The sequence below is a fragment of the Streptomyces sp. NBC_00461 genome (genome assembly GCF_036013935.1).
Lineage (GTDB): Bacteria > Actinomycetota > Actinomycetes > Streptomycetales > Streptomycetaceae > Streptomyces.
The window spans coordinates 912618-925624 of sequence record NZ_CP107902.1 but is presented as its reverse complement, the minus strand read 5'-3'; the positions used below and the strand labels follow the sequence as shown (position 1 = coordinate 925624).

Annotated in this window: 16 protein-coding genes and 1 pseudogene; 10 read left to right on the top strand and 7 right to left on the bottom strand. The window is 68.0% G+C overall.

The window, feature by feature from the left end:
- Positions 1 to 95 precede the first annotated feature (95 nt).
- Positions 96 to 269, bottom strand: coding sequence for a hypothetical protein (locus tag OG870_RS04515; RefSeq protein ID WP_327692384.1), 174 nt, complete (start codon positions 267 to 269; stop codon positions 96 to 98).
- A gap of 200 nt (positions 270 to 469) precedes the next feature.
- Between OG870_RS04515 and OG870_RS04510 the strand changes: the two genes are divergently transcribed.
- The 8 genes and pseudogenes from OG870_RS04510 to OG870_RS04475 all read left to right on the top strand — a co-directional run bounded on the left by OG870_RS04510 (position 470) and on the right by OG870_RS04475 (position 7073).
- Positions 470 to 3076, top strand: coding sequence for a beta-propeller fold lactonase family protein (locus OG870_RS04510; protein WP_327690636.1), 2607 nt, complete (start codon positions 470 to 472; stop codon positions 3074 to 3076).
- A 128-nt stretch (positions 3077 to 3204) separates the two neighbouring features.
- A pseudogene (locus OG870_RS04505) lies at positions 3205 to 3607 on the top strand (winged helix-turn-helix domain-containing protein); the annotation flags it as partial.
- Between the two features lie 131 nt (positions 3608 to 3738).
- On the top strand, positions 3739 to 4068 hold the full coding sequence (locus OG870_RS04500) for a hypothetical protein (protein WP_266524001.1): 330 nt from the start codon (positions 3739 to 3741) through the stop codon (positions 4066 to 4068).
- Between the two features lie 50 nt (positions 4069 to 4118).
- Positions 4119 to 4424: a hypothetical protein gene (locus tag OG870_RS04495; RefSeq protein WP_266524003.1), complete on the top strand. Its 306-nt coding sequence runs from the start codon at positions 4119 to 4121 to the stop codon at positions 4422 to 4424.
- 153 nt (positions 4425 to 4577) lie between these two features.
- The gene (locus OG870_RS04490; RefSeq protein ID WP_327690634.1) at positions 4578 to 4868 is read left to right on the top strand and encodes a hypothetical protein; all 291 of its coding nucleotides are present in this window, start codon (positions 4578 to 4580) and stop codon (positions 4866 to 4868) included.
- Positions 4820 to 5539: a PE-PGRS family protein gene (locus tag OG870_RS04485; protein WP_327690633.1), complete on the top strand. Its 720-nt coding sequence runs from the start codon at positions 4820 to 4822 to the stop codon at positions 5537 to 5539. The genes OG870_RS04490 and OG870_RS04485 overlap by 49 nt, the downstream gene beginning before the upstream one ends.
- Positions 5540 to 5874: 335 nt before the next feature.
- Positions 5875 to 6849 carry a hypothetical protein gene (locus OG870_RS04480; protein WP_327690632.1) on the top strand — a complete coding sequence of 325 codons (975 nt, stop codon included), beginning with the start codon at positions 5875 to 5877 and terminating at the stop codon, positions 6847 to 6849.
- The gene (locus tag OG870_RS04475) at positions 6846 to 7073 is read left to right on the top strand and encodes an integrase core domain-containing protein (RefSeq protein ID WP_327692289.1); all 228 of its coding nucleotides are present in this window, start codon (positions 6846 to 6848) and stop codon (positions 7071 to 7073) included. The genes OG870_RS04480 and OG870_RS04475 overlap by 4 nt, the downstream gene beginning before the upstream one ends.
- Positions 7074 to 7229: 156 nt before the next feature.
- Here the strand turns inward: OG870_RS04475 and OG870_RS04470 are convergent, their stop codons facing one another.
- The 4 genes from OG870_RS04470 to OG870_RS04455 form a co-directional block, all read right to left on the bottom strand.
- Positions 7230 to 7943: a hypothetical protein gene (locus tag OG870_RS04470; protein WP_327690631.1), complete on the bottom strand. Its 714-nt coding sequence runs from the start codon at positions 7941 to 7943 to the stop codon at positions 7230 to 7232.
- 301 nt (positions 7944 to 8244) lie between these two features.
- Complete coding sequence (locus tag OG870_RS04465) at positions 8245 to 8442, bottom strand: hypothetical protein (RefSeq protein WP_266524011.1); 198 nt, start codon at positions 8440 to 8442, stop codon at positions 8245 to 8247.
- A 100-nt stretch (positions 8443 to 8542) separates the two neighbouring features.
- Positions 8543 to 9019: a site-specific integrase gene (locus tag OG870_RS04460; RefSeq protein ID WP_327667724.1), complete on the bottom strand. Its 477-nt coding sequence runs from the start codon at positions 9017 to 9019 to the stop codon at positions 8543 to 8545.
- Positions 9020 to 9059: 40 nt separating this feature from the next.
- On the bottom strand, positions 9060 to 9794 hold the full coding sequence (locus OG870_RS04455; protein ID WP_266524015.1) for a hypothetical protein: 735 nt from the start codon (positions 9792 to 9794) through the stop codon (positions 9060 to 9062).
- A 91-nt stretch (positions 9795 to 9885) separates the two neighbouring features.
- Between OG870_RS04455 and ku the strand changes: the two genes are divergently transcribed.
- Positions 9886 to 10770 (top strand): non-homologous end joining protein Ku, encoded by an 885-nt coding sequence (gene ku, locus OG870_RS04450; RefSeq protein ID WP_266524017.1) that lies wholly within the window; start codon positions 9886 to 9888, stop codon positions 10768 to 10770.
- Here ku and OG870_RS04445 read toward each other — a convergent pair.
- Positions 10767 to 11105 carry a DUF6233 domain-containing protein gene (locus tag OG870_RS04445; protein WP_266524019.1) on the bottom strand — a complete coding sequence of 113 codons (339 nt, stop codon included), beginning with the start codon at positions 11103 to 11105 and terminating at the stop codon, positions 10767 to 10769. The two genes, ku and OG870_RS04445, sit on opposite strands and share 4 nt — an antisense overlap.
- 310 nt (positions 11106 to 11415) lie before the next feature.
- Between OG870_RS04445 and OG870_RS04440 the strand changes: the two genes are divergently transcribed.
- Positions 11416 to 11553, top strand: a complete 138-nt coding sequence (locus tag OG870_RS04440) for a hypothetical protein (protein ID WP_266524021.1) — start codon at positions 11416 to 11418, stop codon at positions 11551 to 11553.
- 477 nt (positions 11554 to 12030) lie between these two features.
- Here the strand turns inward: OG870_RS04440 and OG870_RS04435 are convergent, their stop codons facing one another.
- On the bottom strand, positions 12031 to 12564 hold the full coding sequence (locus OG870_RS04435) for a GNAT family N-acetyltransferase (RefSeq protein WP_266524023.1): 534 nt from the start codon (positions 12562 to 12564) through the stop codon (positions 12031 to 12033).
- Between the last annotated feature and the right edge of the window lie 443 nt (positions 12565 to 13007).

Below are 13007 nucleotides of genomic sequence, written 5' to 3'. Positions count from 1 at the left end.
GCGGTGAAAGTCGCACGGGCGGTTCGGGCCGGGGGCCACCGGAAAAGGATCGGCGCTACCGGTACTCCGCTGGTTGCGTTCGTCGACCACGGCCGCTAGGGCACGCGGTCGGTTGGCCGTTTCCAGGGGCGGCGGAGGTCTTCGGCGAGCGGGCGGGCGAGGCGGAGCTGGATGTGGGCGGCGATGATGAGCCAGGTCCACAGATCGCGGTATGCGGTGCTGCGGCCGGCTGCCCGCACCGGCTCTCTGGCCCAGGTCGACACCGCCACACAGAGTCTCCTGCGGGACCCGATCTCAGTCGGGAGCGTGCCGCACGGGGGCACTGTCTCCGCCGACGGCCGTCGCGCCTGGGTCACCGTGGCCTCCAGCAGCCAGGCCACGGTTGATTGTTGAACGCGGTCGATAGACGGCCCGTGAGGGGATTTCCGTCCCGATTGCGGGCGTCCCTGACCGCGCCCATGCTGGACGAGTGATCGATGCCTTCCCCGCCGTCGTCGCCCTCGACCACAGACCGGGCGCGCTGGCTATCTCTCCGGATGGTCGTTCCCTCTATGTCTCACTCGACGATGGCACCCTCGTCTTCCTGGACACCAGCGACAACAGGGTGACGGGCACGGTAGCCCTCGGCGATGCCGACGTCGTCGCACTCACCCCCGACGGCCGACGCCTGTACGTCGCCAGCCCGACGACCAACGCCGTCCACGTCGTCGACACCGCCGCCAAGGCCTTCGTGCGCACCGTCGCCATCGGCGCACGCCCCATCGAACTCGCGGTCACCCCCGACGGTCGGCGAGTCTATGTCGCACAGGCCGCCGAAGCGGTGTCCGTGATCGACACCGCCGCAGATACGGTCATTCGTACGATTGCCTTCCACGACAGCGCCATCGCCGTCGGTGCCTCCCCGGTGCCAGGCGGCCCCGTCTACGTGGGGCTCGGGAGCGCCGTCGCAGTCATCGACACCGCGACCGACACCGTTGTTGGCACCCCGATCCCGGTCGCCAGTGGCATCCAGGGCGTGGCCGTATCACCGGACGGCCGTATGGTCTTCGCTGCCGGACCGGAGTCGAACACCCTCACTGTCATCGACGCCGCCTCCCGCACGGTGACCGCGACCCTCCCAATGGGCGGGTTTCCCACCGACGTCCTGGTGTCACCGGATGGTCGTCGGGCCTACGTCGCCGACGCCTTCGCGGGCGGGATCGTCGTCGTCGACACAGCATCCCTGTCCGAGCTTCGGAGAATCGCGCTCCGGGGAGCCCCGCTCCGGCTGGCGCTGACACCGGACGGCCAGCGCGGTTACGCCTCGGCAAGCGAGGATAAATTCCTCCAGGCCTTTCCCACCCTGTCCCACACCGCGACCGTGGGCGCACGCCCCGAGGCGGTGGCCGTATCGCCCGACGGGCGGCGTGTCTGCGTCACCTGCTCCGGGTCGGACACAGTAGCCGTGGTCCGTACCCAGCCTGAACAGATCGCCGCCGGTGCAGGCGCCCAAGCCGTTGCCGTGACACCGGACGGACAGCAGGCGTACGTCCTGAACTCCGACGCAGGCACGGTGACCGTGGTCGACACACAGGGGGAGAGCGTCGTCGGGACCGTCCCCGTGCCGGGGGCGTTCGCGCTGGCCATGGCCCGGGACGGCCGTCACGTGTACGTCGTCGGAGGTGGCTTGCTCTCGGTGATCGATACGGGAATGCGCCAGGTCACCGGAACCCTCCCCGTACCGCAAATCGCACAGGGGGTGGCGGTGAGCCCCGACGGCACCCGGGTCTTCGTCACCGACTTCACGGCGGGCACGGTGCTCGTGATCACGACGAGCCCGCTCGCGGTGCTCGGCACCCCCGTGGCCGTGGGCGACCGTCCCAAGGGCGTGGCCGTGACGCCGGACGGCCGGCAGATCTACATCGCCAACACCCACTCGCAAGGCGTCGCGGTGCTCGACGGGATCAGTCTGCAAGTCTCCATCATCGGCACGCCGGGGCGGGATCCGGACGACGTGGCCGTCAGCCCGGACGGGCGGACCGTCTATGTCATCAACAGCGGCTCCGACAGCGTCTCGGTCATTGACACGAACACCAGGTCGGTGGTCGGGGAGTTGATCATGGTCCGGGGCAGGGAGGGAGGGGTGGCGTTTGGTGATGACGGACGCCAGGTGTTCGTCACGGCGGTGGACTCAGGCGTGGTCAACGTCATCGACACCACGACCCGCACGGTGACCGCGAAGGTGCCTGTCGGGCCCCTCCCGTGGGGTGTCGCACTGTCTCCGGACCAGCGCCGGCTCTACGTCGCCAACAGCGGCTCCGACACCATCTCGGTGATCGAGATATCCCCGACGCCGGTGCGGGTGGGCAGCAAGCCGGTAGCGGTGGCCCTCACGACGGACGGTCGGCGCGCCTATGTCGCCGACTCCGGCTCCGGCACGGTGTCTGTGATCGACATGACCACGACGGCGCTCGCCGGGGCGCCGATCACTGTGGGCGGCCTTCCCCGGGCGATCGCGTTGAGCCACGACGAGAAACGGCTGTATGTCGCCGACTCGGCCACCGGCCACGTCATCGTCGTGGACACCGCGATGTCGACCGTGCTGGGTCCACCGGTCGAGGTCGGCGGCACCCCCTCCGCGATCGCCGTCAGCGGCACGCGCGCCTATGTGGCCGACGCGGGGTCCGGCACGGTGTCGGTCTTCGACACCGGGACCGGTGCCGTCGTCGGTGAGCCAATCACCGACGCCCTGGCCCCGGCCACTGTGGCGGCCGCTCCCGACGGGGCACGGGTCTACATCGCCGACGCCGGTTCCGACGCCGTCCTGGTGGTGGACTCCGACACGCTGACGGTCACCGGCCGTATCGCGCTGCCGGGCACCCCGAACGGTCTCGCCGTGTCACCGGACGGCCACCGTCTCCTGGTCACCATGCCCGCCCTGAAGACGCTGGTGACGGTCGATCCCGCCAGCCTGAGCGTCATCGGTTCCCCGATCCCCGTCGGCGGCGCTCCACACGGCGTGACCATCTCACGGGACGGCCGACGGGCCTATGTGGCGAACGCCGCGTCCGACTCTCTCTCGGTCGTGGACCTCTGACCACGACGCCGGACCCTGCCGACCAGGCTGGACAATTTGGATAACCCCGTTACCGACCTTGGCGTTATAGCGTCTGGGTCTTTGTCGGACGTGGTGACAAGGCCCGTCTTGGCTGGTAGCCCGGAAGTATGCGGCATCCGGACGGGGCGGCTGACTGCCGAGCAGCGCAGGCGCCGCGAAGAGGTACGCATGCGGGCCACTGACCTCTTCGAGGAGGAAGTAAAAGTCCCGTGCATCGCCCGGGAGTTACGGGTGAGCGAGAAGTCGCTCTACCAGTGGCGCCGCGCCTGGGCGTCCGGCGGGCGGGAAGCGCTGCGTTCCCAGGGGCTCCCGGGCTACGACTGCCGGCTCGACCCCGACCTACAGGTCAAGCTCGCCGTCTGGCTGGATGAAGGGCCGGCCGCGCACGGCTGGAGGGACGACCATGTGCGGTCCGCCGCAAGGGTGCGCACGCTGATCGGGCGACAATTCCACCTCTCCTACAGCATCTCCAGGGTGGCCCGGCTGCTGCACCGGATGGGCTTCAGCCTGATCACCTGGCACGAGTGCCAAAGGGGTGATTCATCTGCCCCGGGAGTTGCTGCTTGCACCAGGGTGGTATCTGACTAGGGGTTGGTCGGCGCCTCGAACAACGCCGGCGTTGTCGACTCAGGAGGATGCTCATGGCCTTTGCCGAGGACTTTGCGGCCGCGCTCGCACAGCGCGGGATCCAGATGGATCCTGTCGGTGTCCCCACCCCGGACGTGATCGGCGGCGCACTCGACAACATCGACGGGTACATCAGCCAGCTTGACGATGCTGTACGCGAAGGGTTTGACGAGGGCTCTCTCGAGTTTCCCGTGTGCTCGGTACTGGCCGATCCAACAGTGAACGTCGCACCCGAGATCTCCTCGATTCTCGCCGCCTACGACCGCACCTCGAACATGCGGCTGACGGAGATGCTCCGGGCGACGCACGAGGCGCTCGAGCAGGTCGACGGCGGTGTCGGCTAGCCGCGGCGTGCGGCGGGCGATCTACGAGAACGAGGGAAATGGAGAGCTCGATGGCGATCGAGGAATTCGCTGACTGCTATGCGCGCCACGTCGGGACCACCGTCGACGCGCTAATCGACGACCTGCGTGCACTGGGTGCCGACGCCATCCGCCGGGTCGTGGAATGGAACCGGGGCCTGCGTGACGCCGACAGAGCCCTCATGCTCGCGGTCGCGGGAATCGCCGTTGGCGTGATTATCAAGATCCTCGAGGCGCTGCTCGGGCCAACGCTGGCCGTGTGCTTCGTGGGTCTCCTCGGTGGCGCTTCATGGGCCCTGCTGATCCGCTCATTCACTGAGTGCGTGGACCAGCTGTGACCGAGCGCCGGATCCTCGGCTGAAGGTAGCTCGTACTCCCGATGGCCTGCTCTTGTGGGAAGCCCGGGGTTGGGGTGTCGGCCTGCTGCTCCTGTCAATCCCCTCGGACTGTGGAGATCTTCTAACAACGCAGCACTGACCTGGTGCCAGCTCATGCTGGACACACTTGCCGACCCCGCCGCTCCCTGGCGCAAGCAGCAGCACCCAACGGCCTCGGCCGCAGCAGGATCGCCGGAGAAGCGGCCGAAGCCGACCCGCAACACACCCGGCACCGGGGGATCAATACGGGGAGGGCAGGCGCTGGCCGGATACACCACGAGCGCCGACGGCACGGGTGCGCGCACCCGTGCCGTGTTCGAACGGGACCACATCGAACCTGGCTCGACCAGTCCGCCATGGACACTTCCTCAGGCCACCAGGACCGTGAAGAAGCAGAGCGGCTGAGCACCGCCGTGGGGGTCCTCGCCCACTTCCTGAGCCGCCAGCCGCTCACCCAGGCCCTGGCCTTGCTGGAGCATCGATTGGAGGGCGCCGACGGGATGAGTGTCATGCGGATCGCGGAGGACGGCCACGTCGTGCCGGAGCTGCTTGCCTCAGCGCTCACGGTCCGCGAGAGCCTGGGCCGGATTAACGACTTGATCCACGCCTGCGGCATCCTCCTCGTACTGCCCCACATCCTCGGGGATGAAGAACGCATCACCGTCCGCCCCTCCCTCGGCGCCGGCAACGACCCGAGCCGCCCGTACGACCTGGAGACAGTCCAGCGCATCGCGGAGTTGAAGCTCGCTCGTTGGCGCGGCGCGGACGCCATGCGCAAGCGCCAGACCTTCAAGGATCTCGTGATGCTCGCCGCCGACACCTCCGGCCGCCGGTCAGAGCTGTTCGTGATCGGCCCCGAGCCCTGCCGCTTCCTGACCACCAGCACTTCAACCGCGGCCTGGGCCCTGGACCGCAGCCCAGGGGCGCTGCGGACCTTCACCACCGTCTTCGGCACGCGAACATGTCCGTCGCCCAGTTCACCGCGACCCATGCCGCCCACGTTCAGATCACCGATCTGCGGGATCTTCTCCCCGCGTCCGTCGCAGCCCTCCTGCATTGAAATGTCCTCGGCATGAGGCGCCAGCCTTGCGAAGAGCCCCACACTCACGCCCCCCAAGCCGCGGCGGCGCGTTCCGCCACTAGCGCGGCGCCAGTGAACAGGTGGCGATGCGGCGTTTTGCCTGCTCACAGGGGGATCGTATGCGAGGTATCACTAGTCACTTGCGCTAGCCACTGGGGACATGTCCTTAAATGATCAGATGATGGTCCGATCTGCGTGGGCCGCATTTGGCCTGGTCAGCCAGCGTTCTTGAGCTTCGTTCTAGAGCGCGAGCACTAACGACGACAGGTCGTCCGCTCGACATGTGCCGGGTCTGGCCGGCCCCGCGGAGCGCTCCCGGAGAATGGAGCCATGGAACGACTGATCGACTTCTCGCGCGACCGGCGGATGCTGTGCGGCGGCTGCGGCCGTCGCTTCGTCGTCGACCTGGACTGGATCGACCGATGGGAGCAGGGCGGAGAGAGGTGCCCCGGCTGCGGCCTGACGTGCGAGCACGAGGACGCGCCCCGGGTGACGGTCGATCCCGACGACCCGGCGCTCGACGACGACCGGGTTGCGACCGTCTTCTGGTACCACACGAGCACGCAGCCGGACTGGCCGACGAGGGACTTCGATTCGGCCGCCGTCCTCACGCCCGAGACCCGCATGATGATGGGCGGCGACGAGCATGCCGCCGCCTGGGCCGCACGCCAGCGGGCGAAGGCGCTCCACATCGGCACGTACGAGGCCGCGGTTCACAACATGTTCAGGCGGATCCGCGACCAGGCCGACCGGGGCAACCAGTTCTACCTGTACCGAGTCCATCTGAATCCGTCCGTCGTGGTTCGCGAGGGCTGGCGCATCGATCCCAGCGACTTCGTCGGCGACGTCGTCCTCGACGAGGTCTGCCCTCCAGGCGTCGACGTCGCCCGCTACCTCAACTACCACGAGGACCCCGGCGGGCTCTCCCTGGTGCTGGGGCGGGAAGTGATCGCCGGCGTTCAGCAGGTCCCAGTTCCGCTCCCGGATGCCTGGGACGCCGACTGGGTGAGAGAGGCCGTCGCGGCCCTCGAGACCGCTTCCGACGCCCCCGTCCCGGCGACCGGCAAGCCGGCCCGCTTCATGCGGCCGGCCTCGCCGCGAGTTGTCCTGGGCTGTGAGCTCGCGGCGGCGCTGGCTGGCCGTCTGCCGGTCAACCTCCGGGATCAGTTCAAGTCGACCGCAGCGTTCGCCGAGGGCGACGATCCAGCTCGGTGGGCGCGTCGGACCAGCGCCCTGCTCGACCTGATCGGGAATCCAACGCGCGTGCTGTCGGCGCTCGGCAAGGCTGAGCACCGACAGGTCTGAGGACCCAGGCAGAGAAAGTCCCCCGGATACCCCTCTACAGCGAGCAGCACGCCCGGCACGTGCTCACCGAGTATGCCGCGCACTACAACAGCGGCAGGCCTCACCGGGCACTGCAGCTTCGCGCCCCCGCCGACGACCCCGACGCCAGCCCCTTCCCCGTTCAGCGCGTCCACTGCCACAACGTCCTTGGCGGACTCATCCACGAGTACCGCAATACCGCTTGAAGAAGACAGGTGGCGAACGCCCAGCTCACTGCCCGTGCGGGGCTTTTGGAACGGGCTTTTGGAACCCCACAGGCAGCATGCAGACGGCGTTCGCATGCGGCAGCAGTTTCTGGGTGAGGTCCTGGGCGACCAGCACACTCGCGCCGACGACAGGGGTCAGCCGCCGAGCAGCGTCGTACCACCCGCGATGGCCGCCTGAACCGCCTGCTCGGCAAGCACGGTGGTGGCGGCAGGGACCATGATGCGCCTGACCCGACGCAGAGTCCTGCGAGCCCGGCCAGGCTCGGCTCCCTCTCCCGCGAGGGTGTCGATCTCTTCGGTGAGGTCCTCAGCGTCCGCCTGCGACAGCTCCAGTGTTGGTACGACTTCACGGAGCTGGGTGATCAGCGACGCGAGCGCCTCCGTATCCACGCCGTGGTTGACGGTCTGGGTGTTGCCGCCGCCCGTGGCCAGATTGCTGCCGGGTGCGCTGCCGTGGACGACGATGCTGTCGGTGTAGTGGTTGGTCACGTTGGACGAGTGCGGCTGCTGAGTGCTCATGAACATCCTCAAAGTCCCCTTGGAAAGGGCGAACTTGGAGCCCAGGTGGGTCGGTTGGATCCGTTCGTCGCCGGCGATGCGTTCCACCACGAGGAGGCCTTCGTGCTCCAGGAAGTCCACGGCGGCGAAGACCTCGTCCCACGTGACCTCGGTCCCGGCGAACCACCAGCCGTCGTCTGCGGCGAACAGCTGAAGCTTCGCTGATGCACCGGCCGGGGAGTGGTTGTAGGCGAAGCGCACGAGCACGTTGTGGAGGTGGACGTCGCGATTGGCCTTCGACCGAGCCCGCTCGCGCAGCTCCGCGGCGTGCAGAAGGCCCAGGTGCGTCATGCTGACTAGCTGGGCAGTGCCGTCTGGGGATTCACTCTCCACGCGCACTTCGCCGAATGCCTTCATCCACCCGACGATGCTGTTCTGGTCGGATATGCGGAGGCAGGCGGACCGCATGATCACATCGGGCGTGAAGATCTTGTCTCTGCCCCCCACATGTCGAGCACAGCCACAAGGAATCGCTCGACCTGATGTGCCGTCTTCATGGCGAAGAATCGTAGTACCGGACTGCGGGGGTGCTTCATGCAAGTCACGGCGCTTGCGGCTTGGCTCGAAGTGGCCGAGGAAGGCGTCCCATTCCTCATGCCGCTGCGGGACTCGCGTTCCACCGCTGCTGCCAGGAGGCGCCGGGGAACTGCTGGAGCCAGCCGAGGATCTGCCGTGCGCCGGTGACCCGGCACCACTGGGTGTGCCGCACCGCCTCCAGCAGCGGCGAGGACTCCAGACGGTTGACGATGTCGTCGATGCCCGTCTGTGTGGCCGGCCAGACCTCCGCCACCGGCCGCGGCGGGAACCGCTCCGTGACCGATTTGAGGGCTCGCCCAACAGCCGTGCGTTCCTTGTTGCGGGCCCGGCGACGGCCTGTTCGGTGCGGGCCGTCACCGGGACTCTCCGAACAAGGTGCGCAGGCTCTCTGGGCGGTAGCCCGGTGCCGGCACGATGGGGCGCTGAGCTGCGGCGCTCCGCCGGGCGTGATGGACGCGGATGGTCTCGATCACCTCGTCGTCCCCCGCCTGCAGGTAGATCTGCGTGGTGGACAGGTGCGCGTGCGCGAGCACCCATTGCACGTCCGTCAGCGACACCTTCGGGTCCCGGGCCATCCGGTAGGCCGCGGTGTGGCGCAGGTCGTGCAGCGTCCAGTTCGACCCGAGCAGACCGTTCGCCCGGTTGAACATCGCCCGGGCCGCGTCGTACTTCAACGGCCGCCACGGCCGTCGCAGCGTCCCCCACAACGGCAGGGCTTTACCTTGCGGGACACCGTCCCGACGGTTCTCCTCCTGGTAGAGGCGCAGCCAGACGAACGCATCGGCAGAACAAGGAAGTTGCTGATAGGCGAGGGTTCCCTTCCGCACCACGCCGAGCAGCTGCTCGCCGGGCAGAGCATCACGCTGCCGGCTAGTGAGGAGTTCCTCGGCCCGGGCCGCATTGGAGACCCAAAAAGGCCAGCAGAGCACGGTCCCGGTGGTGCCGCAGGGCGGCGAACGGCGCGTTGAACATCTCATCGGGGATGCGCCGGGGAGCCCGCTTCGGGACAGTCGGCCGGTAGCGGCCGCCCCGTTCCCGCTGGAAAGGCTGGCCCGGCAAGTGGTGGGCATTAGCTCGACCGCTGCCGCGGGAGCGGCCCAGCGGGAACGGGTTAATGATTGGTCCCGTGCCCTCAGCCAGGTGGAAGTCGTAGAAGGTGCGGAGCACCGTTTCGCAGTGGGCCCGCGTCCGCGCCGCGTACCGCGGGCCGGGCGAGGGCTTGCCGGTGATCGCGTTCGGCGTACCCGCGATCTTCTTACGCACCGTTTGCGGGGCCGTCTCGGCGGTGTAGCCAGCCCTGCGATGCCGCCAGTGCAGGCGCTGCGGCTTGTTCGCGACCTGCATCCACCGGGAGAAGTCCCGTGCATCTGTGCGCGTCGCCCGATTCCACTCAATGTCGAGTGCCCACAGGAACCGCCACCAGCGCAGCAGGTCCATGCCGTAGGAGCGGATCGTGGAGGCAGGTTTGTCCTCGGCCTGAAGCTCGGTGAAGAAGACCTGGACGGGCTCGACAACGGCACCGCTGGAGCCCAGTAACTGGTACGGCGTCCACCGCTCTCCGGTCTCGTGCAGTCTGCCGATCTCGGGCAGGAGTAACGCGGTCAAGTCCCTCTCGGGGAGGTCGCCTTGAAACATCCCGGGAAGCTAGCCGAAGAGGCCGCTGACCTGCGAATACTCAAGGGTTAGTTCGGTTAACATGCCCGTGCCGGTCAGTGTCCAGAGCGCCACCGAGGACCACGCGGTCCGCTTCCACCAGTACCACCTGGAGGACATGAGCCGGGTGCGAGTGAAGAAGGTGTGCGAGCTGGAGGACCGCGAGGTCACTCAGTCGGAGATCGGCAAGGGCTACGAGTACGCCAAGGACCAGGTCGTCGCCATCAGCGACGCCGATCTGCGGGAGCTCCCGCTACCGACGGCGAAAGCCATTGAGATCGAAGCCTTCGTGCCGCTCGACAGCATCGACCTGATCCGGATCGCCGAGGGCTACTACTTGGCGCCGGCCGGGCAGGTCGCGGCGAAGCCCTACAAGCTGCTGGTGCAGGCGTTGGGCCGGTCATTGAAAGTGGCGGTGGCGAAGTACGCCTGGTCGGGGCGGGAACGGCTGGGCCTACTGCGGGTGAAGGACGACGTGATCGTGCTGCACGCGATGCGCTGGCCTGACGAGATCCGCGACCCCGCCGAGCTGCCGCCGCCGACCGAGGTGTCGGATGCAGAGATCGAGGGCGCGCTCGCGCTGACGGAGACCCTCAGCCGCGACGATCTGACAGGACCGGAGTTCGAGGACGCCTACACCGGCACCATGGCGAAGATCATCGAAGCGAAGCGGGAACACCGCGAGCTGCCCGCCTCGCCGGAGCCCCCGGAACCGGGCAAGGTGCTCGACCTCATGGTCGCCCTCAACGAGTCCGTCCAGCAGGCCAAGGCGTCCCGCGGCGAGGACGCCGACGTGCACGAACTGCTGAAGAAGAAGGCCGCTGCCAAGAAGGCCACAGCGAAGAAGCAGCCGGCCAAGAAGGCAGCGGCGAAGACCACGAAGAAGGCTGCCGCGAAGAAGACGGCGCGCAGGCCGCGCAGTGCCTAGTCCAGCATGCCCAGGGCCGTATCGGGCTGGCACTGCGGGCACGCCTTGACCCCGTCGGCGAGCGCCCGGCGGGCCTGGTCCCGGCTGATGGCCCGGCTGCGTTTGCCGGCGTTCCAGCAGTCCCCGGCGTGCACGTACACGGGTGGGGTGTGCCGGTTGAGTCCGAGTTCGATCAGCCACTCCGGCGCGGGAGGGCGGGCCTGGATGCCGTGCTGCCGCTCGCCCTCGCGGCGCTCTTCGTCGGCGATCCAGCGGCGGGTGCGGGCGAGGTCCCGTTCCTGCACGCGCTCCAGGAAGCGGAGCAGTGCGAGTCGCGACGGGACTGGATCGTTCACGTGTTCGATTCTATGATCACGGTGGCAATCTGCAATCCCCGAGGTCACCAGGAGGCGGCGTGGCCCGCGAGCGCATGACCTTGGCGGAACTCTTCCGGCGGCACGGCGTCGACCCAGTGACGCTGCCCCACGCGCCACCATCGCCGCCGGACATCGAGGTGAGGAAGCGCATCAGCAGGCACCGCTCCCGCCGTGTGCCGCCTACGACGAGGACAGCTCCCACATCCTCATCCCGGACTTCGGTGACGGCCCCCGCTGGGTTGATCTGTGCTGGGAGCACGGGTGGGCCACAGCGGAGCCAGCGCCGGGAATGCCCAACACGCTGGAGGGCATCCTCGCCGACGTTCGGGGAGTAGCCGCCGAACTGGGCCTGGAGCTGCACCCCATCAGCCCTGAGGAGTTCCAGGAGATGGCCCACCGGGCGAGGAAGCGCCGTGGACAGCCCTGAGCGCTTCCACCTCACGCACAGCGCCAACGGTGGCCCGGTGGCCCACGGCTGATGGTCGGACGAAGCCATCGCGCGCGGCAAGTTTGCCTTGTGGTTGGCCAGTACGGCTCCATCCCCGGCACCCGTATCACCCTGGTCGACGAGGTCGAAGCCCGCGCGCTGGCCGTCTGGCCCGACCCGGAGTAGCTCTGTCAGCCCTCCGGCTGGGAATGCCGCACGGCCCTCTTCACCGCCTGCTCGACCTCGTACCGAGACATGGCCACGTCCCCGCGCGCCGCATACGGCAGAACTCAGAATCTTGCGCGCGGAGCGGGAGCGGCTCAAGGCAGGCATGGTGCGGCTGCGGGAGACCGAGGCCGAGCGTGATCGGTTGCGTGAGGCGCTGAAGGAGGCCGAGGAGAAACTGGAGTCCACGTTCCACGAGAGCCGCTCGTCTTCAGAACCCGTCCGTGAAACAGCTACCCGAGGGGGCGGCCCTCATTGGTAGTTGGGATCGATCGCGAGCCGAAGCCTGATGTAGTCGTTGTTCATCGGCCCCAGACGACGCGCGCCGTCCGGCCTCCAGCCGTGTCGGGCATAGAAGCGCTGCGCGCGAGTGTTCGGCACCCAGCACTCCAGCACACCCTCGTCGCACCCGGTGGCCGCCGCCCGCGCAATGAACTCGCGGTGAAGAGCCCCACCTACCCCGTGTCCCCACGTGTTCGGCAGAACTCCAATCTGGTAGAGCTCGTATTTCCTCGCGGCGTCGAGATCGTCGTGATGCGGTGGGCCAGCGGTCAGCAACCCGACCACGGTCCCGCCCGGGTCTTCCGCGCACAGCGTGGTCCTCGTCGACGTGGCCAGCACCCGTGCCCAGGCATCGTGCCTCTTGGACCGCGCGGCTGGATCGGCGAGCTCCCGCTCGGGCACGCCGCCTGCGGCGTAATACGCAGTCCGGGTGCGGGTGTGAACATCTGTCAGGATGTCGAGATCTTTGACGGCTGCATCGCGGAGGCGGAATCCCTGGTCCATGCACATCTGGACGCCCGATCCGTCCCTACCAGTTCCTCCGGGTCGCGCGGGAACTGCCCACTTGCCACCAGATCCAGGTGGTCAGCTGTGATGGCAGTCTCCCGCGTCACCTCAGCACCCCCACCAGTGCAGTTCACGGACGGGCTCTCAAGCCACCGCGCAGGGAAATGACACGAAAGCCGGAACGATCAAGATGACACGGAGCGCGGATTCAGACGAAACCGCAGCTCATGAAGCCGCCGTGTGACATCTGAACGCGGAACCTGCAGAGCGGTGCCGCATGTCGCTGCCCTCGCTCGCCCAGCGCGTGCAAGGCGTGCCCGTTTCATCCTGGCGGTCAGCGGAGAGCACGCGACGCATGCTTCAGTACCTCGGAGGAGGTCTCGGTCGGGGCCCAGCTGGGGAATGGCCTTGAGTCTCCAGTGACTGGAGACAACAGAGTG